The following is a 25,877-nucleotide window of genomic DNA, read 5'->3' on the forward strand; positions in this document are numbered from 1 at the left end:
GGCCCGACCGGGGGCGACGTCCCGCTCGCCGCCTATCTGAGTCAGGGTCGAATCCCGGCCGAAACACCTGGAACGTTTCCCGGTAGTCCCGGCCCTGCGCGATCACGGCACCGAACACGGACGAGAACGTGTGCCGAGGTACATCCAGCCAGTCCGCCCACGTCCCCTACTCGCGGGCCTCGGTGAGCAGACACTCGCCGACATCGAAGACGACAGCTCGAATTGTGGAACGAGCCTGACTCTTCACCGATCGCGGCTGGCATCGGGCGCTGCCCGTCGGAGGCGGGGCAGATGTCGTCGCTCAACGGCGCGCCCGGACTGGCAGTGCTGTCCAGGGCTGCTACATGTCGTGCGGCAGGGCCACCTTGGCCGCGGTCTCGGTCGTGTTGCGGGCGAGGGCTTCGCGGGCGCCGTCCGGGCCGAGAGCACGCTCGGCCAGCCGGACTTCCGCTCCCTCTGGTGGGCCAGGAAGCGGTCGACGTCTCCGTAGCGGTCCAGGAACGGCACGGCCTCCCGCCGGATGCTCTCGTAGATGACGGCCATCACCGGTTCGTAGCCCGCCACGGTGTCCGGCCCCGGGAACACCCCGTCGAGCTGGTGTGAGCAGGTGTAGCCGTCCGCTCTCGGCACCGCGAGCAACCAGACGATCAACCCACCTGCCGACGTCCACGTGATCAGCCCTTCAGCAACGCCATCGCCGGCCATGCCGCCACAGCGCCCAGCCCGCGGCGAGCAACCACAGCCCCATGGCCAGCGCAGACAGTGGCCGGGGGCGGGGAGGCTGCTTCACGCGGCGATCTTAGGTTGATGTCACACACCACCGACTCCACCGGGCGGTCAGGCCCCTTCCTCCGGCGGGGATCTTCGACAGAGATGGGGCCCGCCCGTCACCACCGCGAGCGGGAATCTTGGGTCATCGGGGGTCAGCACAGGGCAAACGATTCCGGAATGACAAAGCGCCGACCTGCGTTTCCGCTGATCGGCGCTTCAGAAGCCCGCTCGGGCGGTGGTGGCCTGGGGCGGGGTCGAACCGCCGACCTTCCGATTTCAGGCAGGTACTGAACTCGCGCCCGGGATCCCTTCGGCAGATGGGCACTCGGTCGGCTAACCGATCGTCCTGCTAGCCGTCATGCCAGGCAGGGTCCGGCCATGCCTCGACCTCTTGACCAGCCCTGAGCGCGATGACGAAGTCCGGCCCAGTCCGCGGTTCGTCGTCCGGCCCGTCCAGGTCACCATCTGGATCTATTACTTGCACGATTTCGCAGCAGTACACGCCGGATGGAAGGGCGAGCACCTGGTCTCGCTGGTGTAGCTCAGGAAGCCGAAGGTCGCGATCCATGGCGGCCATCGTGAGGGACTCGTAGTTCGTCAAATGCAGTTGACCGGCCGAGACCCGTATCGGTCCAGTGACGCGCCGGAATCCCGTCAGCGGCGCTGCCTTACCTACCACGATATCGACCGTCCAGATATCCCCACGGCCCGTTCCCCACAGGAGAAGCGACCGCTTGGCCATGGCGGTCCGAAAGTGAGCAAAGATCGTGTCATATGTCCAGTCCGGGTCCACGAAGCCCTGATACGCGTGCTGGTCGAGCAGCGCCAGGAAACCCGAGTCATCTGCGACCTCGAACCTCCGACCCACGTTCCCCACTGTCGCCTCCACCCACGCAGGACCTCCGGCCCGCGCCACGGTACCGCCCGCTGACGGCAACGACGACGGCCGGCGGGGCGGGGGAGCGGTCGACCGTGAACGAGTCGCGGCTCCCCAACGCCCTCGCCGCAACCAACCCGCGAGGCTGATGTCGGTGAGGCCGGCCGGGCCTGCCTTCAGGTGTTCTGGAACGGCTCAAATGCAGGCACATCCGGCCCGGAGGATTGACGACCCTGGCTGGGTGGGAATACCAGCGGACGAAGAAGGAGGCACCCCAATGTCCCCCACTCTCGTGATCATTCTCGTCGTCGTCGTCGTCGTGTTGCTGGTGATCGCCGCGATCGTGTTCGGCGTACACGCCAGCCGCCGCAGGAGGCTGCAGAAGACCTTCGGACCCGAGTACGACCGTGTCGTCGGCGACGCGGACAGCCGTACGGCGGGCGAGCGGGAGCTCGAGGAGCGCCGCAAGCGGCACGCCGGGCTCGAGCTCAAGGCGCTGTCGGCGCAGAACAAGGCGCGCTACTCGGCCGCGTGGGAAGAAGTGCAAATCCAGTTCGTGGACGCGCCCGAGCAGGCCGTCGCGACGGCCGACGAGCTGGTGACCCGGCTGATCGCCGAACGCGGCTACCCCACCGGTGACTACGACGAGCAGCTCGCCACCCTGTCCGTCGCGCACGCGCGCACACTCGGGCACTACCGCGACGCCCACGCGATCAGCGAACGCTCCCGCATCGGCGAGGCGGAGACCGAGGATCTCCGTCAGGCCCTGGTGCACTACCGCGCCCTGTTCGCGGACCTGCTCGGCGAGAACCCGGTGCGGTCCGAGGGCGCCGCCCCGGGCACCGAGCCGGACGTCCCGTCCCAGAAGACCGATGACCACGACAGCGACGTCGCGGTTCCCCGTCGCGACGCCACGAGCCGCTGAGGAGTCCGACGATGCGTTTCTTCACCAATGACGCCCGCGAGTCCACCGACGACGCAGCGCCTGGCGAGCGCCCGGAGCGGGTGCAGTCCGAGCCTGTGGCGGTGCCGGGCCAGCGGCCCTCCTCGCCCTGGTCCGACGCCCCGGCGGACGAGGCGCGCGACAGCGCCGGCCGGGACCGCCCGGGTCCGGACCGGGAGGACGACCCCGACCGCACCCAGTTCCCCGAGCCCGGCCCGCAGCCGACCACCTACGCCGCCTCCACCGGGGGAGGCGCGGTCGCCGCGTCCGCGACGGCGAACCCGATCGACCATCGCAGGGACGCCACGGATCGGGATACCGACGCCGCCGCCGGCGCGGCCGACGACCGCAGCGTCGCACGAGGTGAAGGGGTGGTCGAGTCGCCGTCGGAGTCCAACACGACCACCTATCCGCCCGACACCACCGGAAGCTCGGACGAGGACCCGACCGGCGTGGCGCTCGACGACCGCGGCACCCCCGAGCACCCGCAGGCCAAGGACGCCGACGGCGACCACGATCCCGCCCCGGCGCCGGCGCCCGATGACGAGGTCGGCCCTGAGGACGCGAGGGAGGTGGCCCCGGTGACCGTGCCCGCCGCAGACCAGCCGGACTCCTTGTTCGCCGCTGCCGACACGCAGGGCCTGCAGGAACGGTGGCGCGAAGTGCAGCTCCGCTTCGTCGACAGCCCGAAGGAGGTCACGGCCGAGGCCGCCGCGCTGGTCGAGGAGGCCGTCGACAAGCTCACCGCCGGCCTGCGGTCGCGCAAGGACAGCCTCGGAGGCGAGAGCGACGACACCGAGGCGCTGCGGGTACAGCTCCGCGGCTACCGCGACATCCTGCACCGCATTCTCAGCCTCTGATTCCCGCGGCCCCGGGAAGCTGGGCGGGGCGCGTGCGCGCCGCCCGCCTGGTCTGCCTGCTGTTTGCTGCAGACGCGTGGCCGGATGACGGACGCGAGGCGCCGCCGGACGTGGTAGTCGGCGGCGCCCCGCCTCGTCAGCTCACTCGTCGCCGTCCCCGTCGTCGGGGCGGGTGGTCGGGACCGTCGGGACTTGCATCAGGTAGCGCAGCGCGCCATCGAAGTCGGCGCCTCGGGCCTTGGCGGTGCGGGCGAGGATGTCGAACACCTCGTCGCTGATCTCGATGATGCGCCATCCGGGTGCGGGGGTGGTCATCGTGGTTCCTCCTGGTCGTGATGGGTTCGGTGCCCGGTGCTCTGAGCACCGCACCCACATCCATGCCGATCGGTGCCGAGGCATCAAGTCGACAGCGGCGCACTGGCAGGCAGGTCCGGCGAGGCCGCGCCGGATCACGCCGGTGCGCGGTCGGAGGTTCGAGCCTGAGGTCTGCGCACGCGGTGAAGGAGAGGACCTTCTCCCCGCCCCTGAGTTAGCCGAGCGCATCGGCGGGAGCGAGGATGGCCCAGGCGCTGGACACACCCTGGATGTCCATGTTGACCTGGACCGGTGGGCCGGGCAACGATGTGCCCACGCCGTCGAGATGGGGGGCGCCGTCGCAAGGGATCGTGATGCTGGCGATTGTGGTGGTGCCAGCATGGCTCACGGTAAAGGTGGCCTTATTCGAGCCCGCGCAGGCGGCCTTGAGCGCGTATTCGGTTCCAGCTTTCGCCGCCTTCGTGGAGTGCGTGCTGGTGCTGAAGGTGCCGTCGAACTCGTAACGAGCGAGTTCGTCAGGGACCGATGACGGCGGCTTTACCGGTGTGACAGTACTCGCCTGCGGCGATGGGTGCCCTGTAGGTGATTCGCTGGGATTGGCGGTGCAGCCGAGGAGCGGCAGGACCAGCAAGAGAGTCGCGATCGTGGTGATACGCATCCTCGGATCATGTCAGGGCTCGGCCGACAGGATTCGGCTTTCGTGTCCGTGGCGGGTGCAATCCGACAGATCCGATCCGGCGGATGTAATCCGACGATGTGATCGAGCTGCGCGGCGCGGTGAGTGACCGTCCTTGAACTTCAAGATCGGATTTTCGCCGGTCGGACGCGCGCGGCGTGAGAGGACGTCCGGGCGGCGGACGCTGGTGAACGATGGGATCCACGAGGGGCGGAGATACCTGCGCGACGACCACAGGGTGCCTCAGGCCGGGCGTTCGACGATCATGCCGTGCGGGTTAGCGACGCGAGTCAGACCTTGCTCTCGCGCGATGGTCTGGTAGGTCCGGATCCGGGTGCACAGCAGGTAAATGCCGAGGGCCGCGGCGAGCAGGACGGGGATGTCGAACTCGGCGACCGGATCGACCAGGCGTGTCACCTGGGTGTGGACCGGTGGGTGGCTGTTGCTGACAAACCCCGGAACCGTCGGCAGCACACACGCGATCACCAGGAAGATCAGCAGGGAGGTGCTGGCCGAGACGATCAACGCAAGGGGCAGCAGCCGATGGCCGGCCCGGCGCGGCCGCGCCCGGCCACCGCCGGGATGGCCACGAGGATGGCGCCCAGCGCCGTGCTGTTTACCGATCGCGATTGCCGGGACGGCGAGCACGAGGGCGGTCCACCCGGCAGCCACGGCCACTGCGGCCCGCAGCGCTGGCGCGATCATCCTCAGCACGACCGACGACCACCGATCGATAGCTGCCCCGACCGCGACAATCTGCCGATGAGCCCCCCGGCCCAGCTCAAGGCCGCGCCGAGAATCCCCAGCCCGACAGTGAGGAACACGGCCGGTCCGACCAGTTCGTGGTTGATGTACTCCCTCATGGAACCAGCATTACTATGGGCGAATCCGTCGATTTTCGCCGACTGCTGGGCGACGATGTCGAGCCAGACATTGTCAACGACCACGAAGGTGGCGACGGTCAGTGCGCCGATCATCGAACCCGCGAGGAGACCGGCCAGGATCCGACCCTTGCGGCCGGCGCCGTCGCGAGCCGCGAGCGTCCCGGTCAGGAACAACGCCGCGAAGACACACAGGTACGAGACCCCAACGGAGATAGCGTCGCCGTCGGTCTTCGAGGGGAGCACCACATTGCTGATGAGGATCTCGCCGGCCAGGCCGAGCCAGAGAACACCGGCGATCACCATGCCACGCTTGATCGCCTTCCGATCAGAAATTTGCACAGCGACTCCTTGCTACTTGCGGCTGTCGAGGTCGTCGCCGGTGTCCGACGGTCGAGGGCGAGCCCGACAGCCCCGTCCGTGGGCGGCCAGATCGTGCGTCGACGCTGCTCATGACCATCAGGCTAAATGCTGTGAGCGTCGCAGGCACCGAGGTGCGAGCACCCATACCTTCGCGACCCACGCCGATTCCGCATGGCCCGGTGGACGACCCGGCCGCGTTCCGCGACTTCACCGTGGCGAACTGGCCGACGGTCGAGGCGAAACTGCGTACCCGAGCCGTCCAGACCAACGAGGCTGGGCGCTGCGCGCTGCTGCTGCCTGTGCTGGCCGCCCTGCCGCAGCCTCTCGCCCTGCTGGAAGTCGGTGCCGCCGCCGGACTGGGCCTCTACCCCGACCGCTACAGCTACCGGTACGGCGACCACGAAATCGGCACGGAGGGCCCGGTCCTCGACTGCGCGCTCACCGGGACCGTCCCACCGGACCAGGCTACCCGACGTGGTGTGGCGGGCCGGCCTGGACCTGAACCCGCTGCAGGTCACCAACCCCGCCGACGTCTCCTGGCTGGAGGCACTCATCTGGCCAGAACACCACCATCGCCGCGAACGCCTTCACGCCGCGGCCGCCGTCGCCGCCGCGGACCCACCTGTGCTCGTGCGCGGCGATCTCGTCGACGACCTTCCGGCCCTGGCAGCACGGGCGCCGGCGGACGCGACCCTGGTCGTGTTCCACACCTCGGTGCTGTATCAAGTGCCGGCCGTGCGCTGCCGCGCGTTCACCGACCTGGTACGTGGCCTTCCCGGGCACTGGATCTCGGTCGAAGGCCCGGACGTGCTGCCCCACGACGACCTCCCGCCCGCACCAACCCAGACGCTGCACAACGTGCTCGCGCTTGACGGCGTGCCGCTGGCCTGGACCCGGGGCCACGGGCAGGCGATGGCATGGTTCGCGTGACGGGCAACGACCGTGCGCTCCTCGCGTTCCGGGCCGAGGCTGACGCTCTCCTCGCCGCGCTGGGCGATCTCACCCCGTCGGATTGGGAACGAGCCACCCGTTGCCCACCGTGGCGGGTCCGCGACGTCGTGGGCCATGTGATCACGGTGCTGGCACGCGTACCGGACATGATTGGCGCGCCAGCACCCCCACAGCCGGATACGACCGCCACCGGCTACTACAGACCCGACCACCGCTTCAGCGACACGGCCAACGCCACCCGGGTGGAGACAGCGCGGGACCGCGCGGCCGGTCTCGACCCGGCCACGGTCGTGCAGGGCCTGTCGGCGACAGTGACCGCCGTGGTCACGGCCTGCAGCCGCGAACGCCCCGGCCGGGTCGTGCAGACCCGGCACGGCGATGCGATGCTGTTGACGGACTTCCTCACCACCCGCGTGGTCGAGCTGGCCGTCCACGGTCTCGACGTCGCCGACGCGCTGCACGAACGGCCATGGCTGACGGCAGCCGCCGCGCACCAGCTCCAGCAGCTACTCTTCGGCCCGGACTGGAAGTCCGCGGTCAGCATGCTCGGATGGGACCCGGTGACGCTGCTCCGCAAGACCACCGGCCGCACGCCGGTCACCTCGGAGGATTCGGCCGATCTGGCAAGGGCCGGGCTACGCGGGGCCCTCGCATTCGGCTGAGCGCGGGCGGTTCGAAGACAACCCGCGCCCGCACCTGCCGGAATCCGGTGCGTTCCAGTTCCGCCAGCACGGTCACACGGAAGGCATCGACATCGGCGACCACCTCACGGGCGCCGTCTGACGCCAGTACCCGGACCGCATCGGCCAGCAGGTCGCCGCGGACGGCCTGCTCGAGCAGCCCGAGGTATGCCAGCAGCGGATAGCAAGCTTGTCCGGCGGTGCCGGCCAGGCCAACGGGCTCTGCGCCGTCGAGCGCGATGCGCCAATGACCGGGTGGGCCGGTCAGCCAGGCGAGCGGGTCGGTGGCCAGATCCACTCCGGCGACCGTCCGTGCGGCCTCCTGGCCGGTCAGGACGTCAGGCGCGGTGATTCGGGCAACCAGGGCGTTGATCTCCGCCGCATCGTCCGCCGGGCGGAAGGTGTATCGGCCGGAGGGCGCGGGCAAGGGCGTACCCGCCCAGGTGCAACGGAGCCGCTCTCCGCGCTCGACCAACCCGGCCAGCCTGGCCGCCGCCATCGGCGCCATGACCACCGAGCGTACGTCGGGTCGGCGCCGCCAGTGGGCTGGCACCGCAGCGTAGTACACGGTGGAGCCGCCGAGCGCTTCGTGAGCGGCGTGGAGCAGCGCGGCGCCGACCTCAGGTTCGGCGACCAGGTCGAATCTGTCCAGCCACGGCGCGCCGACCGCACCCGGCGGCAGAGCCCACGCCGCCCGGCCGACCACCTGGCCGGCCTGGAGCGCGACCCAGGTGCGCTCGGGGCGGTAGCCGCCGGCAGCGATTCCGTCGGCGTAGCCGACGTGGCGCAGCTGGGGGAGCGGGTCGGGCATGGAGTCGAACAGCTGTTCCTCGCCCGCGACGAGCGGACGGATGACAATCGCGGTCATGAGTGGATCCTCCGGAAGGCGAACGCCCCGGGTCAGATCCACGTGTACGCCGGCACGCGGAGGGGGCGCAGAACATCGGACATTGTTCTGACCTCCTCTCGGCTCGACGGCGTGCCGCAGAAACTACGCGATGCCCTCGCCAACCCGCAACTCCGTGCCGGAAGGCGAACGAACCTGCGTTCGCGAAGTGAAGTTCGTGGACATCGTGATCGAGCATCACGCATCGCACCACGCTGCTTGCTCGCATCCGATGTAGATGGACCGAATGGCATGACGACCGACGAGCTCGACCTGCTCGTGAACACCCGGCATCTGCCCGCCTTGCGCAGCCTCGAGCCGGGCCGCGACTTCAGCCTCGAGCAGACCGTCCTGCTGCTGCAGTCTCCGCTGGTCTTGCGGTTGATCAGGTTGAGCCTGGTGAACAACCAGCTCGGCGACGGTCTCGCCCGCCAGCTGGAATCGGCCGATCGCCTGCGCCTGACCGGGCTGAATCTGCATGGCAACGACATCGGTGCAGGCGCCCGTGAGTCATTGGCTGAGGCGCCACAGTTCACCGATACCGTGATCCGGTACCGCTGCGGAGCGCGCGGCTGCCGATGGTGCTGACCGGTTCTCGGGCCGCGGCATGAGCGGATGCTCTGGTGTCGGTCGCGGACGTCGGATACCCCGCCACATGCGACACTGCGCGGATGGACGACGAGTTGGCGGCGGCGGTGGCGCGAGTCCGGGAAGCCTTCGTCCATTACCCGCGCCGGGCGGTCCTCGAGGGTTGTCCGCACTGCCGGCCCCAGGTTCCCGTCGATGAAGGGAACCTGTTCTCGCTGACCATCCGGCTGGGCAATACGGTCGGCGACCGTGACGATGTCAAGGCTCTCCTGCCCGTTCTGCTGGAGCGACTGGTCACCTCCGGCGGGCTCGATCCGGCCATCGTCCTGGCCAAGCTGCCGCAGGAGCAATGGCGCACCTGGCCCGAAGCCGAGCAAGACGCCGTCCACGGTTACCTCGACAGTGTTTGGCGATCCCTGCTGGCGGAGTACCCGTCGCGGGTCAGGTGCTTCGCTGACGCGGCCACCTTCCTCGACGCGGCCGCCGCCACCGGCGAGAGCGTCAGCCGGTTCCTCGACGCCTGGGACGCAACCTCCGGTTCGTCTGCGGACCGCCACTTGGCCGACCTCGTGACGCGGTGCGCCTTCGCGGGCCGGCGGGCGCCCGCCGAGAAGGCCTGGCTACACCGCGAGGCCGTACGCGCCCGGCTGTACTGCGCGTTTGAGCGCGAGCACGACACACCCTGGGCGGACGACCTGGCGCGTGCCTGCGACCTCATCGGCGCGTGAAGGCACGACAGCAGTTCAGCTCTCCACGGAGATCCCGGCAATGTGTCGACGGCCGGTACGGTACCGCCGTGACCCTGGACCGGCTCAAGGATCGGCTTCGTGCCCTGTTCCGCCGAAACCTGGGCATACCCGGCGATGTCTCCGGGCCGGTCTGGTCCGCCGTCGGCAACATCCTCGGGGCGCTGACCGGCGTTGCCATTCAGATGTTCGCCACGTTGGCACTCGAGGGCGCGATCGTCTCGACGATACGGGGAGACCGCGACGGGGTTCTCCTACGGTTGTTGATGTTCCTCGGCGGGCTGCTGCTGGTGGCATGGCTGGTCAGCCGAATCACTCGGACCGCGTACACAGTGAGCACCCGCCAGGTGGTCCTGCGCGTCGATGTGCTCTCAGTTCCGCACTTCGTCGCCGATCTCGCCTGGACGTCGCTGGGTGTCGCGTGGCTGCACAGTTCGTTGACCACACCCGATCAGACGCAGCCACCCGATGCCGCCTTCCGCTACGGCGGGCCGGCGGTGCTGCTCGGCCTCGCCGTGGGACTGCTCGTTCTGCGGGGCTGGACCCGAGCATCGACCCGGGGTACCGACAGCTGACGCGAGGTCCGCGCATCGCCCACACACGTCCGACGTCGCTTCCCGGCCATCGACTTCATGGGCAACTGGAGCTGCTGCTTCGTTGAGGCTTCCTCCGACTGGCGGCGGTCTTGGTGATGCCCAGGCCGCGGGTCCTGATCGGCGCGGCCATAGCGATTGATACCAGTCAGCCGCAGCCCCAAACGTCGTCGCTCGCCGCCAAGAAGCGCCCGTCCGGCGAGAAACTCATGGCAAGCACTGATGCGGTCAGGCCGGACAGCGTCCGCCGGACGGCGAGCGACGCCGGATCCCGCAGTTCGACCGTCCCGTCGTCGCGCCCGTTGGCGAGGACCGCACCGTCCGGAGCCACCGCCACGCCCCAAAAGTCGTTGCCCCCGCTGGGCTCGTGGCGGGCCGTGGTGCCTACCGCCGTCAGCAGATCATCGACGGCCGCCGCCGCGATCACCCTCCCGTCCCGGCTGGCCGCGACCTGAAGCGCCACGCCGGCCACCCGGTCGCTGCGCATCGGGACGGAGAACTGGCTGGTCAGCATTTCGTCGTCACACCCGCCGCGATACAGATGGGCCAGGCTCGACCTCGTCACCGTACGTGATGAGGACGTCGCGGGAATCCGGGATCGCCGCTACCCGCCGCGCCTCCTGCAGCGCGCCAGGCCCGGAGGCCCCCTTCAAGCTCTTTCGTAGGATCGTCGGATGGTGGAGAGCGAACGCCGGGTCGTCCTCTGGAGCACGTCAGTGCTCGGGATCATTGCCCTACTGAGGCGGGACGGCAGGCTTGTCTTCGAGGGCCAGGATCTCAACCCTGACAACCCGTGGGGCGGCTGCGAATACGAGTACGCCATCACGGTTGAGCCCGCCGACGTGCCGCGGGTCGTGGCCGCGCTGGGCGGCGCCGAGAGCGACGACGTACTGGCGCTTCTGAAGGCCAACGCGGAGCGGGTCGTCACGACTGGTGAGAAGAGTTGGTTGCTCGGCCTGGGTATCGAGCCCGGCTTCTGGTCCCGGGTGGGCGACTGAGCGCACCCGTCCCGTTCAGTAGCGAGGGACGTGGCCCGGGGCCGGTCCGAGGGTCAGGGCCATTCGGTATCGAACCAGCTGATTCCCGCGTCGGTGTCGACCCACAGCGCGGGCGGGTCTGCGCGCCATCCGCAGTCCCAAGCGGTGTCGTCCAGCCAGGTCATCGTTACGCAGCTCCAGGTGATGGTGTCCCAGATCCGTACGGGGCCGTGCCACTCGGTGGTGGCCAGCCACCGCCCGTCCGGTGAGATTGCGCCGGAGATTGCGCCGGCGATCAGTTCCATGGGCTCACCGATCGACAGACATCGCTCACCGTCCTCGACGTACGGGGTCAGCGTGACGATGTCGGCGGTCGTGCCGTACTGGTTGGCGTGGATGCCGATCGTCACCAGCCAGCGGCCGTCCGGGGCCACTTCGCACAGCCGCATCGTCCCGTAGTGCCCGGCCCTGCCCAGAATCCGGTCGTCGGCACTGTCTCGCAGCGTGACCCGCCCGCCGTCGAGCGTGCCGACCCAACTGCCGTCCGGCGAGCTCACCCGTTCGGCGGTCCGCATCCGGCGGTCGTCGCGGCGCGACACCGCCGACCCGCCACCGCGGGTGTCCCAGAACCGAACCGTGCGGGCGAAGCCGTCCAGGACGGCCAGCCACGAGCCGTCCGGGGCAGCCACCCAGCTGGTGACCGCGTCCGAACTGTCCAGCTCGGCGCGGACCGTCCAGCGATCGGCGTCCCACAACCGGATCGGCCCGTCGTTCTCGGCGGTGGCCAGCCAGGAACCGTCCGGGGCGGCGAGGCAGTGCCGCACCTCGCCGTCCAGTGTGGCGATCGGCTGCCACGTGTCCGGGTCCCATACCCGGGCCGGGCCGTCTCGGCCGCTGGGGGTGGCCAGCCACGCACCGGTGGCCGGTGCGGCACCGGTCTGGTCCCATGTCGGGCCGAGCACGGCGAGCGCGGATCCGGTCGCGGTGTCCCAGACCCTTATCTCCTGGTCGCCGACGGTCGCCGCGAGCCACGAGCCGTGGGCGGGCACGATCCAGCCTTTCGGGTACGGGCTGTCGCGGGCGAGCACGGCCCGCAACGCGCCGGTACCGGTGTCCCACAGCCGCAGCGTGCCGTCCCCGCAGCCGGTCACCAGCCACGACCCGTCCGGCGCCGCCGCCTCGACGAAGACCGGGGCGGTGTCGTCGTGGGGGAGCACCGCCAGCGGTTCGCCGCGGGCCGGGTCGCGAATGGTCACATCGGCCCAGCGGCTGGTGGCCAGCCACGTACCCGGGCCGGGGATCGCGAACACGGACGCGCCGGCCTTCGGCAGGCTGACCCGCAGCTCCCCGCTCGTACTGTCGAACAGTCGTACCGTCCGGTCGTAGCCTGCCGTCGCGAGCCAGGAGCCGTCGGCGGCGGCAACATGACCGGCGTCCGCCGCATCGATGGTGGCCAGCGGCGCGGCTTCGCCGGTACGCCACAGCCGGACCGTGCCAGGTAGGGCCCGGTCGGCCAGCCAGGACCCGTCCGGCGCGGCTACCGGCGCGAACCCGTCGGTGCTCAGACGCAGTCGACCGGTCGCGACCTCCCAGATCCGCGCCCCGTCATTACCGGTGACACCCAGCCACAAGCCGTCCGGGCCGACCAGGCAGCTCTGTTGCCCGGCACCGGCGGGCAGGACCCGCAGCAGTCCCCGCGCGGCGCGCGGCGGCGTCCGGGCCCTGAGCCGGGGCAGCGCCGCCGATGCCGCAATGGAGGCGGCGACCCGGTCGGTATGCAGATCGGCGCCGTACAGCAGGTTCACCAGAAGGTCGCTGACCGTGTCGCGGACGTCGGCCGCGACGCGTCGGCTGGCCGGGGTGAGCTGCCCACCGCCGTCTACCGACGGGCCCGCGAGGTCCCATTCCCGGGCCGCCTCCAGCTGGTGCGCCGAACGGGCCAGCACCCCGGCGAGATCAGCCGCCCAGGGCTGTCCCATCGCGGCCAACTCGGCCTGGGCCGCGCCCACGCCCCGGGTGCGGATCGTGGCCACCACGCGCGTCAGACTGTCGGCATCGCGTCCGTCGCGGTTCTGCTCGCCGGGCGCCGCTGTCGGGGGCACGCACCGGGCGCAGGTGGCCTGCTCGACGCGGGTGCCGACGGCGGGGTCGCTCACGCCACGAGAATTTGAAGGCAGGTCAGCTCCCACGCCGACCAGGCTAGTTGGCCCTCCCACCATCAACGCGGATGCGGTCGTGCTCAGCCTGGACAAGGAGCCCCAGATCCCACCCGAGGCTCTGGCCAATGCCGAGGACATCACGCGGCGGGGACCGGAGGGCAGGTAGTCGCCAGCGCAGGTCGCGGGTACCTCAGCGCAACCCGAAGCCCACCGCGGTGCCTCCCACGGTGACCATCAGAGTCTGATCCGCCACGGTCAGGTCCGGCGGGATTCCCGATTTACCCAGGTTCATCATGACCCCGGCAAGGGATGTCGCGACAGCTCCGCCGTGACGATCGACGACCACCAGAGAACGCAGGTCGCCTGCGGCGAGGAACAACCGGGTGCCCGACGCTGCCACGTCGCCGAGCGACTGGTTCAGCCTGGCCCGCCACACCGCCGCACCGTCTGCGACCCGGCGGGTCGTCGTCTGCTGCGGCGCCGACTCGGTACGGTCAACCGTTTCGATCAGCAGGTCGTCCACGGCGTCGATCCGCCCGGTCGGGTCGGACGCCTGCTTCCAGCGGACGGAGCCGTCGGCGCCGTACGCGATGAGCTGCACTTTGGCGTCGCGGGTCGTGCCATTGGCACTGTCGACGGTCTCCTGAACGACCACCGGCTGACCGGCCGCGGTAGCCACCACCGTCCGGTGCTCAATCGGGTTGGCTGAGGTCGGCATCGGGTGACGCCATGCCACATGACCATCGCCCAGATCCAGCGCGCGTGTCTCCGCCAGGCTGCGGGATTCCTCGGCGTACACCGGGCTCAGGACCAGCAGGCCACCCGAGGCGGTGACGGTGGCGGGCACGCCCACCGTCGCGTGCCACCGCATCTGGCCGGTGGCTGCCGTCAACCCGACCAGATCGGCGCCCTGACCGAATACGACGACGACGGCCCCACCGGTGGCCAGCAGCGTCACGCTCTCGTCGGAGCCGGTGGTGGGAAACGGCACCTGCGTTCCCCAACGCACGTGTCCGTTTGCGGCGTCGATCCCACATACCACGGCTACGGTCTGGGTGGTGTCGCCGTGCCGGACCTGCTGGGGCACGGAGGTGACGACCGTTGTCCCGACCACGACCGGCGCTGGGACTTCCACGAACGAGCCCGCGACCGGCAGCTCGCCACTCGACGCGCGCGCCCACCGGTCGGCGGGGTTGCGTACGGACACGCCACCGACCGTCCAGGAAGCCGCTCCCGATTGGCCCGCGATGACCAACCGGTCCGGGCCGGCGAACTTGACCGTGCCTCCCATGGTGTCCGGCCTGACCCACCAGGCGGCCGGGCCCACTCGCGCGTCGCCGCGGAACGCGGCCGCAGTTGTGACGAAATTGTCCGAATCCTGCTGGTCCCGGCGATGCAGCACCGGAAGCTGGGCAGCCCCGGCCGCCGGCAGCGCGGAGTCACACCTGGCGGTACCGGCCTCCACGGCCTGTCGGCCGCCGGACGGTGCCGACGCGACCGTTTCGCGTCGGCAGCCACCCGACGCGCCGACCAGCAACGCAGCCACCATCCCGGCAGCAGCCAGCCGAGTACGTTTTATCAACCCGTGTCCCCATTCGAGTTTTCCGACACGGTAGAGGGGCGTGGCAAGCCGGCAGCGTCCACGTCACCGGTTGACGTGCGGTCCATCTTCGGCGACCGCACCGGGGCCGCCTCGATGCGGGTAGAACGGCTGAAGGGCGTAAAGTCTTACCGTCGTTTGGTCGGGCTGTGAGGCTGTGGTGCGTCAACGTCCTGACAGGTCGGTGCGGACTCCCTACCACCCGGCGCGGTGAACTACCCGGCAACCGGGGCCGGGGCTTGTCGCGCGGCCGCGTGTTCCACCTCCAGCAGGCTCATCTCGTGGCGTTCAGCCTCGTACGCCGCACGCCCGCCGCGCAGCCCGAACAGTCGCTTGGACACCAGCAGGTAGACCACCGCTGCCACATTGATCACCAGCGCGGCGACCCGGAACCAGGTCAGCCGCTCGGTCAGCTCGTAGATCTCGATCGGCAGCCCGAGCGACGTGGCGATCAGTGCAAAGTACTCGCCCCAGCGCTTGAGGAGCCACAGGCCGGTGCCTTCGACGAGTTGCAGTGCCGCGTACACAATCAGGGCGATCGCGACCCAGAGCAGCGTGTCCGAACGGGCCTCGACGACGTGCCGGATCGTCGCCACGATCGTCGAGTTCTCCAGGTTCCAGCCGATCTTGTCGGTGAATGGCTTGAGCAGCGGGATGTCCTCGTGGAACGCGCGTTCGATGGCGTCTCGGCTGCCGCGGAACCGGATCACGCCGTAGCCGGCGGCGAGCACGAGGGCGCCCTTGGTGAAGCGCTCCAGGGCCAGCAGCCGCAGGATGATCGTGTCGCGCAGCGCCCGGCCACGCGGCACGAGCGGCGCGTCGGCGGCCGGGCCGGTCATCCGGGGCTCGCCCAGAACGAAGTCGCCGCAGCGCAGGCAACGCCACGCCACGCCCAGCGCGGTTTGCGCGTTCAGGCGGGCGCGGAGGTCCTCCTCGGTCGGCGCGTACGTCAGGTGTCCGCGACGGCCGCAGACCCACAGATTCACATCCACAGCTCAGTTGATACACCATGCGGTCACGCGCCGAGGCGTGCCAGCCCTGCTGCATCTATTGGGCGCAGCAATTCGGGTGCCGCTGGTGGCCGAGCCGCAAACGCCGCAGCAGGGCACCGTTGGCCGTCGCCGTGACGAGTTGGCCTCGGGCCCGGCAGGGCAGCGGTCGATGTGATGGATGAGCCGCTGCGTGACACGCCGCTCGCGTTCGCCGGAATGTGCGTACGGGAGCGTGAGTGAACGCGAGAGACAACTGCCGGGTGCCGGTATCCGTGGCGTCCGGCGAATTGTCTAGAGAGTCAGATAACCGCGCGAGAAGCCGGTGGCGACCGCGGCCGCCCGGTCGCTCACGCCGAGCTTGGCGTAGAGGTGTAGCAGGTGGGTCTTGACCGTGGCCTCGCTGATGAAGAGCAGTTTCGCTGCTTCACGGTTGCTCTTGCCTTGGGCGAGCAGTCGCAGGATTTCGAGCTCGCGCTGGGACGGCGGGTCCGAAGCGGGTTGACGCATCTGGCCCATCAGGCGGGTCGCGACGGTGGGGGACAATACTGCCTGCCCTTGCGCGGCTGCCTCGACCGCCCGGAACAGGTCCTCCTGCCGGGCGTCCTTGAGCAGGTAGCCCGTGGCGCCGGCCTCGATGGCGGGTAGTACGTCGCTGTCGGTGTCGTATGTGGTGAGTACCAGTACCCGGGAGAGGATGCCGAGGCGGGTGAGTTCCTTGATCGCGGCGACCCCGTCGGTTCTCGGCATCCGCAGGTCCATCAGGATCACATCGGGCCGTAGCCGCTCCGCGGCGATGACGGCCTCTGCGCCGTCACCGGCCTCGCCGAGGACCTCGAAGCGCGGGTCGGCGCTGAACATGCCGCGCAGCCCGTCCCGTACGACGGGGTGATCGTCGACGATCAAGAGCGAGATCAATCCGTACCTCCTGCCGAGATGGCGGGTACGGTCGCCGAGATCGCCGTACCGCCGCCTGGTTCCGACTCGATTTCCAACCGCCCTGCGAGCCGCTGCATGCGCTGCCGCATGCCGGGCAGGCCAAACCCGCTGTCGCGGGAACCGGCGCCGCGGTTTGCGCGCGGATCGAAGCCCACCCCGTCGTCGCATACGTCGAGAGAGACCACGTCCCTCATGTATGACAAGGTCAGCCGGACCTGGCTTGCGCGCGCGTGCTTGGCGACGTTGGCCAGGGCCTCCTGGGCCGTTCGCAGCAGCGCCACCTCGATGTCGGTGTGCATCGGCCGGACCTCGCCGGTGGTTGTCAGCGCTGCATCGATGACGTTGACCTCCGACCACCGTCTGGCCACCTCGGTGATGGCGTCCGGTAGACGCGCCTCGGCGAGCACCGTCGGCTGCACCGCGTAGACGGTCCGCCGGGCCTCGGTGAGGCTCTCGCGGGCGAGGTTCGTCGCGTTCGTCAGATGCCTGCGCAGTGTCGTGGGCTCATCCAAGCTCTGCTCGGCGGCCTGAAGTTGGGTGAGAATGCCGGCCAGGCTCTGCGCGAGCGTGTCGTGGATGTCATGAGCGATCCGCTGCCGCTCGTCGAGCACACCGGCCTCCCGGGCCCGTAGCATCAGCTGGGTGTGCAGGCTGGCGTTTTCCGCCAGTGCGGCCTCCAGCTTCTCGTTGGCCTTGCGCACCTCGACGAGCGCCTTGCGCTGCATGTCACTGCGGTGGGTCGCCATGTCCACGAAATAGAAAAGGGCGCCGGCCAGGATCGCGGAGAGTGCCCCGACAGCGAGCCAGCCACCCCATAGCCCGTCGTTGTTGATGCTGGCCACGCCGCCCATGAAGGCGGCCGCGGAGATCATCGCGGTGGCGGCGCCGCCGGCATACCGCCAGCGTCCATGCAGGTACTGAAACGCTTGGGGGTAGCCGACAAAGGCGAAGAAGCCGTACCAGGGAGCGATCGCCACCAGACCCGCGGTCTGCAGCAGGAGCCCGGTGTAGTACAGGGCCATCAGCGGCCGGTTCTGGTGCAGTTCCGGGTGGAGCGTATGGAACCCGAGCATCCAGAACGCGGCCGTGATGGAGAGGCCGAGCACTGTCGCGAGCTGCATCGGCTCGTGCCACAGTGGTTGAAGGAGGGTGACGAAGACACCGATCACCAGGAGGAAGTACGGCAGGACCTTGAGGGCCGTGTTTCCCTTGTTCTCCCAGCGGTCGAACTCCTCACGCAGTTCGGCCTCGATGGTCACCGGTTACTCCCAGCGGAAGTAGCGGGCGGCCAGGCCGCCGGCCATGATGGTCCAGGCTAGCAGGACGGCGAGGTGGAGTGCGCTGGGCCAGTGACCGTTGGTCGCGTCCTGGAGTGCTTGAACACCGGCGCCCAGCGGAGTGAGATCGCTCACGGTGCGCAGTGCGTCGTTCATGGCGGCGCGAGGCAGCCAGAGTCCTGCGAAGAACATCAGCGGAAAGAAGACCAGCGATCCGATGGCGCTGGCGCTCTTCGCCGTGGGGCTGAGGGCGGCGACGAGCAGACCGATGGCGAACATGGCGCACGCGACGAGGAGATAGGTGATGAGGTATGCGGGAATCTGCGTAGGCAGGTGGACGTGGAAGGCGAATTTGCCGATGGTGAGGATGGTGACCATCGTGATGATGGAAAGTGTCGTGGCCATGAGCAGCTGCGCGCCGATCATGAGGATCGGTTTGACAGGCGTGGTGCGGAGCCGACGGAGTACGCCCTTCTCACGGTACGAGGCGAAGAGCTGGGACAGTCCGCTGAGAGCAAACAGCGAGATGCCCATGGCCACAACGATGGGCAGGTAGACGTCGATCGGGCGAAGGCCACCGAGAGCGCTGTCGGGTTCACGCATGGAAGGAATGAGGCCGAGAATCACGAGCAAAATGGGCGCGAATGCAACGGCGAAGAAGAAGACGATGGGTTCGCGGAAGAACAGTTTCGTCTCGGTGGTGGTGAGTCTGGTCAGCGCGGACATGGTGGGTCTCCTTGGTGCGACGGTCAGGCGTCGATGCTGCGGCCGGTGAGGGCGACGAAAGCGTCGTCGAGGGTGGCCTGTTCGACCCGCAGGTCATCGGCGATGATTCCGTTCTGGGCCAGAGTGGTTGTCACGGCGAGCAAAAGGTTTCCGGTACCGGTCACGACGAGTTGACTGCCGGCCCGTTCGACGCTGGTGACCTCGGGGAGCGCGGTGAGGATCGTGTGGTCGACCGGAGCGGAGGGCCGTAGGCGGATCTTCTGGTTCTTGTCGACCTGCGCGATGAGACCGGCGGGGGTGTCGAGCGCGACGACCCGGCCGCTGTCGATCACGGCAAGGCGGTCGCAGAGGCGTTCGGCTTCTTCCATAAAATGGGTGACGAGCAGAACGGTGACGCCACGGTCACGGATGCGCTCGATCAAATCCCAGGCGTCGCGGCGGGCGTTCGGGTCCAGGCCGGTGGTGACTTCGTCGAGGATCGCGACCTTGGGGTTGCCAACCAGGGCGAGAGCGATGGACAGGCGTTGCTTCTGACCGCCGGACAGTCCGCGGTAGCGGGCATTGATTTTGCCGGTCAGGCTCAGGTCGTCGAGGAGCTGCCGCCAGTCGGCAGGATTGCGGTAGAACGACGCGTAGAGCTGCATGGCCTCGCCGACCTTGAGTCGGTCGGGCAGTTCGCTTTCCTGCAGCTGCGCGCCGAGGACCTGCCGAAGTTCCGGATCACCGCTCTGGGTGTCGATGCCACAGACGGTGATCGTGCCGCCGTCGGCTTTGCGCAGGCCCTCGATGCACTCGACAGTGGTGGTCTTTCCGGCGCCGTTAGGGCCGAGAATCCCGAAGATCTCACCAGGCTGGACCGAGAAGCTGACCCTGTTGACCGCGGTGTACTCGCCGTAACGCTTGACGAGGTCGTTTACCTCGATGATTGCCATGCGTACAGCCTGCCCGCGACCACGGTGCTGACGAATCGACAAGCCGGCTACGGCAGGCACAGGCCGGGACTGACGGCGGCATCAACCGATCGGTGGATGCTTGGCTCATCCCTCAGCGACGCCGGGCACGGAAGTCGTCCTCGGTCGGCGCGTACGTCAGGTGTCGGCGACGGTCGCAGATACACCAGGGTCGCGAGCCGATGTCACGAAGCGATCCGGATAAGACCGGATCCCGGGCAGTAAGGGGACCTTTCCCATCTACCCGGTGTCGTCGATGGGCGTTGCGGGTGAGGAGAGCCGGTACGGTTCCCAGCGGCGGCCATGGTGTCGCCTTTGCCTGCGAAGAATGACGGACGGAGTGGGGGACATGTCCACATATATGGGTGCTGCTTGGCTGGATCTGACGGATGGAGTCGATGCGTCCGCGCAGTTGGCCGAGGTGCGTTGGCTGCTTGAGGGCACCCCGGAGGTGACCGCCTGGGTTCGGGAAACACCGGGCGGCGGTCGCATCGAGCTGGCATCCGATGATGTGGAGTATGCGGAGTTGGCTTCCCTGGTCGCGAGCATCATGGAGGAGACCCCGGCGATCCGTCGCGCCGTGATCGCTCTCGACCACGACGAGTATGGCGCCGAACACATCGTGCTGGTCACCGTCGATGGGGAGCCGCGTCGGGTGCACCATGTCTACGTTTACCCCCGGGACGCGGAGACGGGTGAGCCTTATGTCGAGGGCGAGCCCACCCTGACCGACGTTCCGCCCCTTGCTGCGCCCGAGCCCAGCGACGATCCGGGTGCTGTCGTCGATGGACGCGAGGCCCGGGCGTCCCTGGCGCGGCTGTTCGACATCCCGGTCGAGCTGGTGGAGAAAGCTGCGGTCAAGGCGGCGTCCGCACATGAAGATTTGATGACCGTCGGTGCGCCTTTCGCCGCGTGGCACGAGGTGCTGAATGTGCAATGGATCGGCGAGAGTGGCGCCGAGTGGGTCGACCTGAGGTCGGACAAGTAGACCGGAAGAAGGAACTCTCAGTCGCCGCCATTCCCGCAGACGCCGCGCAACCCATCTGCCGGGGGTGGGCGGACCGTATCGTCGTCGAGGCATCGGATCATCGCGGTGGGGTTCGGTGGCGGCTGTTCTCGGCGATGTGACGGAGTGTGGCGCGAAGGTCCGCTGACTGTGGACCGAAGAGTCGACTGTCGACCTCTTGGGCGATCGTCACTGCCTGCGCTGTGAGTTCCCGTCCGGCGGGGGTAAGGCGGATCCGTACGGATCGGCCGTCGGATTCGTGGGCGACGCGGCGGATCAGCCCGTTGTCGACCAGGGTGCGCATCACTTTGGAGGCCATGGTGCGGTCCGCGCCGGCCAGGTCGGCGATCTGCTGCTGGGTGGCCGGTCCGTCCTGGTGTTCCAGCCATCCAGCAGAGGCGAGCAGCAGGAACTGCGTCGGGGTGAGGCCGAGCGGAGCGAGCTGGGCGTCGAATTCGGCGCGCCAGGCGAGAGCGGCATGGTGCAGCCAGAATCCCGGTGACAGCAGCGGCCCGGACTGCGCCGCCGTCATTCCGCGACGTCCGCGGCTCGACGTGATGCCTCTGCCTGCAGTGCGGTAAACGTCTTGAGCATGTCGCGGCGGATGCGTGGGCCGAAGTAGAGCCGGAACAATGGCACGAGCGGCCCGGTCACGTGCACGGTCTTCACGCAACGGACCTTCCGGTCGCCGACCAGGTCGAACGTGTTGACACCGGAGAGCGTGCCGCCGGGCAACCCGCACTCCGAGGCCCACCGTCGTCGGTCCTGCACTTCGGTGAGTGTCCAGGTGGTGGCCGGCCCGCCTCGTGGCTTGGACCAGCCGGTCGTACCCGTGACGAACGGACCGTCTAGGCGAGCGTCCAGCTCGTGCGGATCCCAGCTTGACCAGCCTTTGACGTCGGTCATGATCTCCCACACGGTGTCCAGGTCACCGGTGATGACGGCCTGCGCGGTGATCTCATACATCGACTTCTCCTCACCTTGTTGGTGCGCCAACGATATTAGTTGCCGCGCCAACAAGCAAGTCGGGCCTGGATTGGTGACCGTTCGCGAACGGATCTGCCCGGCCCGGCCGGCTGCTCAGCCTGATACGAGCCGACCATTCGCGCGGGGCGCTGGATGTCAAGAGGCGCGCTGAGCGGAACGACCTGATCGAAGCGATCGTCGAAGCGGCCTTGGTTGTCTACGGTCCAGGACACGACCATCTCGGGCTGGCTGGCAAGCAGCGCTGCCATACGTGGCTCGTCCCAGGTGCTGTCCGGCAAGACCCATCCGTCGTTGTCGGCGTCGACGGTCTGGCGTCCGCGCCGCGCCAACTCGTTAAGCAGCGTGTTCTTCCACTCACCCGACATCCCCGTGACCGGTACCCGCGCCGTGCAGTGACCCTAGAGGCTGGCGGCCGGCTGGCCGGTGGCCGCGTCGCTCCGACGTGTGCTGAGGTGGGGATGTGGAACGCCCACTGTTCGACCCCCACATCCGCCTGGAATTCGACCCGGGAGCCGCATGGAGGCTATGTCACATCCGATCTTCGCCTGGTACTACCAGCGCGTCAGCGTCACCATGGACCGCGCCGGCGGCGCCGAACACCGCGCCGCTCTGACCGCCGGCCTGACCGGGCCGGTCATCGAGGTCGGCGCCGGCAACGGCCGCATGTTCGCCCACTACCCACCCCAGGTCACCCGCGTCGTCGCCGTCGAACCGGAACCCCGGCTTCGCGCGGCCGCCGAAGAGGCCGCCCGCACCGCACCGGTCCCGGTCACCGTCGTCGACGGACTCGCCGACGCGCTACCCGGCGCCGACGGCGAGTACGACGCCGCCGTCACAGCCCTGGTGCTGTGCACCGTACCCGACCAGAGCACCGCCCTGGCCGAGATCCGCCGCGTGGTGCGCCCCGGCGGACAACTGCGCTTCTTCGAACACGTCGCCGCCGACCACCCCGGCACGCTGCACCGGATTCAGCGACTCGTCGACGCCACCGTGTGGCCGCGCCTGCTCGCCGGCTGCCACACCAGCCGCGACACCCTCACCGCCATCCGCTCCGCCGGGTTCACGATCGACGACGTACACCACTTCCGCTTCCCGCCAGGGCCGCCCAGCCCCGCCGCCCCGCACATCCGCGGCACTGCCACCCGCCCCATCACGGAGACCACCTCATGACCGCACGCAATCAGGAACCCATCACGGTCTACAGCCGACCCGGCTGCCCCTACTGCCTGCGGCTACGCCTGGGCCTCCCGGCTTCGCCGAATCGCCTTCACCGAAACCAACATCTGGTCCGATCCTGAGGCGGCTGCCACCGTACGTGCCGTCGCCGACGGCAACGAAACCGTGCCCACCGTCCACGTCGCCGGGCAGTGGTTGGTCAACCCGTCCGCGGCACGTGTCGCCAAGCTCGCCCACCGTTGACACGTCATGCAGCCAAAAGGGTCGCGCAGCCGCGTCGCCTCTTGCACCGCATAAGAACAGCATGGCGAGGCTCCCGGCCGGGCTTCGGTCCTGGCGGACAGCTATCCTATGTGGAGTTCCGTCTTTGGCCCGCTACACGTGCAGCTCACCTGGGCGGAGCCGACCCTTTTGGCATTGCTGACGGTATTCGTTGAATATATGCCGGGCCAGCGGCGGCGGAAACAGTGCGGCGATTCCTGCCCCCACGATGCCGCGGCAGTTCACGTCGTGTGCCCGGGCGGGCAAGCCGTCGGCATCGCGAGGATTCGAGCGGTCACGGCGCTGGGCGCGGCGAGAAGGCGCCGCGCCCAGCGCCAGCCGACATCTCCTGACGTGTGCCAATTCATGTCGATACCAACCGCGCCGTCCGCGTCGGCTCACCGAGCTAGATCACCGGCCCACCGCTCAGGACGGCAGCCCGGTTGTCAACGGCCGGAACATCCTCGCCGACGCGGTCTCCGCCGCGTACCTCAAGGCGGACATGAGGGTCACCTTTGTCGACGGTTCGATGTTCGAGAGTGACGAAATCCACTGCGGCGCGAACGTGCTGCGGGACGCCATCAGCCCGTGGCGGCCCGATCCGTAGCGCGCACACCCTCACGCAGCGCCGCCGCCCGGCATGACACCGGGCGGCCCGATGCCGTTCGGCGGGCGTTCACCGGGGAGAACCCTTGACAGCGGCAGACACTATACGGCTGCAAACCGGCACCATGACCCAACGATCCCGTTCGACCTTGTCGCGGCCACGTCCGCACCACCGCCCATCCGTCCGCACGCACCTGACCAACGATCTCGGTAAATGTCATCCAATACCTGCCTTTCGCCCAAGCCATGTCCACCGACCTGACGGCCCGACCCGCCACGCCGTCCACCGATCCGCAGAAGCGGCCGAATCTGCGGATCATGGCCGCGGTCGCCGTAGTCGCGGCTGCCGCGGCGGCGGTCTACCTGGCTGCGGCACCGATGGGCATCGACCTGGCCGCACAGACCGCGTACGCCGACTTCTGGGTCCGCCACGGCGCGGCCGCCCTGAACTTCGGCTGGTACGGCGGGGTCTCGCCGTTCGGGTACAGCCTGGTCACCCCGGAACTCATGGGCTGGCTGGGGGGCGGCACGACCGGGGCCCGGGCCCTCGGCGCGATCGCCGCCGTCACCGCCACCCTGCTACTCGCCGCGCTGCTGATCCGCACACACGCGTCCCGGCCACTGCTCGCCGCGCTGCTCGGGGCGGTCGGCGTGTTCGGCAACATCGTCTCGGGGCGGGTCACGTTCACCGCCGGTCTGGTGTTCGCGCTGGGCGCCCTGCTCGCGCTGACCTGGTCGCGACCGTGGCGGAGACGCACGGCCGCCGTGGTCGGCGGCGTCCTCGCCGCGGCGACCAGTCCCGTCGTCGGCCTGTTCACCGGCCTGGCAGGCGTCGCCCTGCTGCTGGCCGCAGGTTGGCGGCGGTCCGAGAATCCGGGCTTCCAGGGGCGGCGCGTCGACGGGCTGCTGCTGGCCACCGCCGCGGCGGTCCCGACCCTGGGGATGGCCGCGCTGTTCGGCGCGGGCGGACCCATGAACACCATCGGCTCCGACACCCTCCGGTCGTGCACCGTGAGCCTGCTGGTGGCGCTGCTTGTCCCACGCCCCGCGATCCGAATCGGCGCGCTGCTGAGCGCGGCCGGTGTCGTCGCCGCGAGCATCCTCACCACCCCGGTCGGCCTCAACGCCGGGCGGTTGTCGGCGACGTTTGCGCTGGCGATCCTGGCCGGGTACGCGACCCGGCCCGCCCTGCTCCGGGTCCCCTTCCCGGCCAGCAGGGCACCGCGGACCGCCGCGGTCGCGGTCCTGGTGGGCGCGGTCGCCATCTGGCAGCACCCGGTGTCGGTCAGCGACCTGCGTAGCGTCGGCGATCCCACGTCGTCCCCGGCCTACTTCGCGCCGCTGCTGGACGAACTGGCCCGTGATCAGCCGCAGGGTCGCGTCGAAGTTGTGCCCACCGTCCACTACTGGGAAGCGGCCTACGTGCCCGGCACCGCACCGCTGGCCCGAGGCTGGCTGCGGCAGGCCGACACCGTACACAACGCGGTCTTCTTCCACGGCCGGCTCACCGCGTCCAGCTACCTGCGCTGGCTGAAGGACACCGGGGTCTCACTGGTCGCGCTCGCCGACGCGCCGTCGGCGTCGGTTGCCGGGCAGGAGGCCGCACTCGTCCGGTCCAGGCAGTCCTACCTGCGCAAAATCTGGCACAGCGAACACTGGACCCTGTACGCGGTAGCCGGCGCGCCGGCGATCGTGGCCGGGGCGACCCTGGTGTCGGGGACGGACGGCGCTGTGGTGCTCGACGTGACCTCGCCCGGCAGCGTGTCGCTCAAGGTGCGGTGGTCGCGATGGCTCGCCGTCACGGGCCCCGACGGCTGCCTGGCACCTGCCGCCGAAGGCTGGACTGCGCTGACGGCGCGGCTTCCCGGGCGGTACACCGTGACGGGATCACTGGTCGCCGGACCCCGCTGCTGACCATTCAGTTCCGTTCCCGACGCGGCGGGCGGCCCGTCGACACGACAGCCGCATAAGCCTCGGCCGTCCAGTAACGCTGGCGGGGGACGCGAAGTGCCTTCTGATCTGGAACGATGGGACATGTCTAGGGTTCCATCTGTCCGTCTCGGAAGGCACTTCCAGGGTGCAGAGACACAAACA

28 protein-coding genes and 2 pseudogenes are annotated in these 25,877 nt (G+C 69.1%); 12 read left to right on the plus strand and 18 right to left on the minus strand.

Annotation, left to right across the window (positions count from 1 at the left end; genetic code table 11):
* Positions 1-4: 4 nt before the first annotated feature.
* Both ACMCNK_RS01045 and ACMCNK_RS01050 read right to left on the minus strand, forming a co-directional pair.
* A pseudogene (locus ACMCNK_RS01045) lies at positions 5-223 on the minus strand (haloacid dehalogenase); the annotation flags it as partial.
* Positions 224-1,120: 897 nt separating this feature from the next.
* Positions 1,121-1,639 carry a hypothetical protein gene (locus tag ACMCNK_RS01050; protein ID WP_412734471.1) on the minus strand — a complete coding sequence of 173 codons (519 nt, stop codon included), beginning with the start codon at positions 1,637-1,639 and terminating at the stop codon, positions 1,121-1,123.
* Between the two features lie 286 nt (positions 1,640-1,925).
* Between ACMCNK_RS01050 and ACMCNK_RS01055 the strand changes: the two genes are divergently transcribed.
* Together ACMCNK_RS01055 and ACMCNK_RS01060 are read left to right on the plus strand one after the other, a co-directional pair.
* Positions 1,926-2,573 (plus strand): hypothetical protein, encoded by a 648-nt coding sequence (locus tag ACMCNK_RS01055; protein WP_412734472.1) that lies wholly within the window; start codon positions 1,926-1,928, stop codon positions 2,571-2,573.
* 11 nt (positions 2,574-2,584) lie between these two features.
* Positions 2,585-3,451 (plus strand): hypothetical protein, encoded by an 867-nt coding sequence (locus tag ACMCNK_RS01060; protein ID WP_412734473.1) that lies wholly within the window; start codon positions 2,585-2,587, stop codon positions 3,449-3,451.
* A 141-nt stretch (positions 3,452-3,592) separates the two neighbouring features.
* On the opposite strand, the gene ACMCNK_RS01065 is transcribed toward ACMCNK_RS01060, so the two are convergent.
* The 4 genes from ACMCNK_RS01065 to ACMCNK_RS01080 form a co-directional block, all read right to left on the minus strand.
* Positions 3,593-3,766, minus strand: coding sequence for a hypothetical protein (locus tag ACMCNK_RS01065; protein WP_412734474.1), 174 nt, complete (start codon positions 3,764-3,766; stop codon positions 3,593-3,595).
* 214 nt (positions 3,767-3,980) lie between these two features.
* A complete protein-coding gene (locus ACMCNK_RS01070) occupies positions 3,981-4,424 on the minus strand; it encodes a hypothetical protein (protein ID WP_412734475.1) in 444 nt (147 codons plus the stop codon).
* A 261-nt stretch (positions 4,425-4,685) separates the two neighbouring features.
* Positions 4,686-5,156, minus strand: coding sequence for a hypothetical protein (locus tag ACMCNK_RS01075; protein WP_412734476.1), 471 nt, complete (start codon positions 5,154-5,156; stop codon positions 4,686-4,688).
* Entirely contained in the window at positions 5,150-5,665 is a 516-nt protein-coding gene (locus ACMCNK_RS01080) for a hypothetical protein (protein WP_412734477.1), read from the minus strand. Before ACMCNK_RS01080 ends, ACMCNK_RS01075 begins: the two co-directional genes overlap by 7 nt.
* Before the next feature lie 110 nt (positions 5,666-5,775).
* Here ACMCNK_RS01080 and ACMCNK_RS01085 point away from each other — a divergent pair.
* Both ACMCNK_RS01085 and ACMCNK_RS01090 read left to right on the plus strand, forming a co-directional pair.
* Positions 5,776-6,616, plus strand: a pseudogene (locus tag ACMCNK_RS01085) (DUF2332 family protein).
* Entirely contained in the window at positions 6,613-7,299 is a 687-nt protein-coding gene (locus ACMCNK_RS01090) for a maleylpyruvate isomerase N-terminal domain-containing protein (protein WP_412734478.1), read from the plus strand. Before ACMCNK_RS01085 ends, ACMCNK_RS01090 begins: the two are co-directional and overlap by 4 nt.
* Here ACMCNK_RS01090 and ACMCNK_RS01095 read toward each other — a convergent pair.
* Positions 7,235-8,185, minus strand: a complete 951-nt coding sequence (locus ACMCNK_RS01095; protein WP_412734479.1) for an acetyltransferase — start codon at positions 8,183-8,185, stop codon at positions 7,235-7,237. The two genes, ACMCNK_RS01090 and ACMCNK_RS01095, sit on opposite strands and share 65 nt — an antisense overlap.
* A 270-nt stretch (positions 8,186-8,455) precedes the next feature.
* Here ACMCNK_RS01095 and ACMCNK_RS01100 point away from each other — a divergent pair, with 270 nt between their 5' ends.
* From ACMCNK_RS01100 to ACMCNK_RS01110, 3 genes are all read left to right on the plus strand, one after another.
* On the plus strand, positions 8,456-8,791 hold the full coding sequence (locus ACMCNK_RS01100; protein WP_412734480.1) for a hypothetical protein: 336 nt from the start codon (positions 8,456-8,458) through the stop codon (positions 8,789-8,791).
* 83 nt (positions 8,792-8,874) lie between these two features.
* Positions 8,875-9,519 carry a hypothetical protein gene (locus ACMCNK_RS01105; RefSeq protein WP_412734481.1) on the plus strand — a complete coding sequence of 215 codons (645 nt, stop codon included), beginning with the start codon at positions 8,875-8,877 and terminating at the stop codon, positions 9,517-9,519.
* Positions 9,520-9,587: 68 nt separating this feature from the next.
* A complete protein-coding gene (locus tag ACMCNK_RS01110; RefSeq protein ID WP_412734482.1) occupies positions 9,588-10,112 on the plus strand; it encodes a hypothetical protein in 525 nt (174 codons plus the stop codon).
* A gap of 166 nt (positions 10,113-10,278) precedes the next feature.
* On the opposite strand, the gene ACMCNK_RS01115 is transcribed toward ACMCNK_RS01110, so the two are convergent.
* Entirely contained in the window at positions 10,279-10,695 is a 417-nt protein-coding gene (locus ACMCNK_RS01115) for a WD40 repeat domain-containing protein (RefSeq protein WP_412734483.1), read from the minus strand.
* Positions 10,696-10,804: 109 nt separating this feature from the next.
* Here ACMCNK_RS01115 and ACMCNK_RS01120 point away from each other — a divergent pair, with 109 nt between their 5' ends.
* Positions 10,805-11,128, plus strand: a complete 324-nt coding sequence (locus ACMCNK_RS01120) for a hypothetical protein (RefSeq protein WP_412734484.1) — start codon at positions 10,805-10,807, stop codon at positions 11,126-11,128.
* 53 nt (positions 11,129-11,181) lie between these two features.
* Here the strand turns inward: ACMCNK_RS01120 and ACMCNK_RS01125 are convergent, their stop codons facing one another.
* The 7 genes from ACMCNK_RS01125 to ACMCNK_RS01155 form a co-directional block, all read right to left on the minus strand.
* Positions 11,182-13,263, minus strand: a complete 2,082-nt coding sequence (locus ACMCNK_RS01125; protein WP_412734485.1) for a WD40 repeat domain-containing protein — start codon at positions 13,261-13,263, stop codon at positions 11,182-11,184.
* A gap of 193 nt (positions 13,264-13,456) precedes the next feature.
* Positions 13,457-14,815, minus strand: a complete 1,359-nt coding sequence (locus ACMCNK_RS01130) for a PQQ-binding-like beta-propeller repeat protein (RefSeq protein ID WP_412734486.1) — start codon at positions 14,813-14,815, stop codon at positions 13,457-13,459.
* 266 nt (positions 14,816-15,081) lie between these two features.
* A complete protein-coding gene (locus ACMCNK_RS01135; RefSeq protein ID WP_412734487.1) occupies positions 15,082-15,858 on the minus strand; it encodes a DUF2127 domain-containing protein in 777 nt (258 codons plus the stop codon).
* Positions 15,859-16,149: 291 nt separating this feature from the next.
* Positions 16,150-16,773 (minus strand): response regulator, encoded by a 624-nt coding sequence (locus tag ACMCNK_RS01140; protein WP_412734488.1) that lies wholly within the window; start codon positions 16,771-16,773, stop codon positions 16,150-16,152.
* On the minus strand, positions 16,770-18,053 hold the full coding sequence (locus ACMCNK_RS01145; RefSeq protein ID WP_412734489.1) for a sensor histidine kinase: 1,284 nt from the start codon (positions 18,051-18,053) through the stop codon (positions 16,770-16,772). Before ACMCNK_RS01145 ends, ACMCNK_RS01140 begins: the two co-directional genes overlap by 4 nt.
* Before the next feature lie 3 nt (positions 18,054-18,056).
* On the minus strand, positions 18,057-18,797 hold the full coding sequence (locus tag ACMCNK_RS01150) for an ABC transporter permease (RefSeq protein WP_412734490.1): 741 nt from the start codon (positions 18,795-18,797) through the stop codon (positions 18,057-18,059).
* A 23-nt stretch (positions 18,798-18,820) separates the two neighbouring features.
* Positions 18,821-19,729 carry an ABC transporter ATP-binding protein gene (locus tag ACMCNK_RS01155; protein ID WP_412734491.1) on the minus strand — a complete coding sequence of 303 codons (909 nt, stop codon included), beginning with the start codon at positions 19,727-19,729 and terminating at the stop codon, positions 18,821-18,823.
* Between the two features lie 367 nt (positions 19,730-20,096).
* Between ACMCNK_RS01155 and ACMCNK_RS01160 the strand changes: the two genes are divergently transcribed.
* Entirely contained in the window at positions 20,097-20,735 is a 639-nt protein-coding gene (locus ACMCNK_RS01160) for a hypothetical protein (RefSeq protein WP_412734492.1), read from the plus strand.
* A gap of 97 nt (positions 20,736-20,832) precedes the next feature.
* Here the strand turns inward: ACMCNK_RS01160 and ACMCNK_RS01165 are convergent, their stop codons facing one another.
* From ACMCNK_RS01165 to ACMCNK_RS01175, 3 genes are read right to left on the minus strand one after another with little or no spacing between them, the layout of a single operon-like run.
* Positions 20,833-21,285, minus strand: a complete 453-nt coding sequence (locus ACMCNK_RS01165) for a MarR family winged helix-turn-helix transcriptional regulator (protein ID WP_412734493.1) — start codon at positions 21,283-21,285, stop codon at positions 20,833-20,835.
* Positions 21,282-21,719 carry an SRPBCC family protein gene (locus tag ACMCNK_RS01170; protein ID WP_412734494.1) on the minus strand — a complete coding sequence of 146 codons (438 nt, stop codon included), beginning with the start codon at positions 21,717-21,719 and terminating at the stop codon, positions 21,282-21,284. The genes ACMCNK_RS01165 and ACMCNK_RS01170 overlap by 4 nt, the downstream gene beginning before the upstream one ends.
* A gap of 35 nt (positions 21,720-21,754) precedes the next feature.
* Positions 21,755-22,105, minus strand: a complete 351-nt coding sequence (locus ACMCNK_RS01175) for an ATP-binding protein (protein WP_412734495.1) — start codon at positions 22,103-22,105, stop codon at positions 21,755-21,757.
* A gap of 160 nt (positions 22,106-22,265) precedes the next feature.
* On the opposite strand from ACMCNK_RS01175, the gene ACMCNK_RS01180 reads away from it, so the two are divergent.
* From ACMCNK_RS01180 to ACMCNK_RS01190, 3 genes are all read left to right on the plus strand, one after another.
* Positions 22,266-22,910 (plus strand): class I SAM-dependent methyltransferase, encoded by a 645-nt coding sequence (locus ACMCNK_RS01180; RefSeq protein WP_412734496.1) that lies wholly within the window; start codon positions 22,266-22,268, stop codon positions 22,908-22,910.
* A 496-nt stretch (positions 22,911-23,406) separates the two neighbouring features.
* Positions 23,407-23,784: a protein-arginine deiminase family protein gene (locus ACMCNK_RS01185; protein WP_412734497.1), complete on the plus strand. Its 378-nt coding sequence runs from the start codon at positions 23,407-23,409 to the stop codon at positions 23,782-23,784.
* A 245-nt stretch (positions 23,785-24,029) separates the two neighbouring features.
* Positions 24,030-25,697, plus strand: coding sequence for a hypothetical protein (locus tag ACMCNK_RS01190; protein ID WP_412734498.1), 1,668 nt, complete (start codon positions 24,030-24,032; stop codon positions 25,695-25,697).
* Positions 25,698-25,877 lie beyond the last annotated feature (180 nt).

Source organism: Krasilnikovia sp. MM14-A1259 (genome assembly GCF_047159535.1).
GTDB lineage: Bacteria > Actinomycetota > Actinomycetes > Mycobacteriales > Micromonosporaceae > Actinoplanes.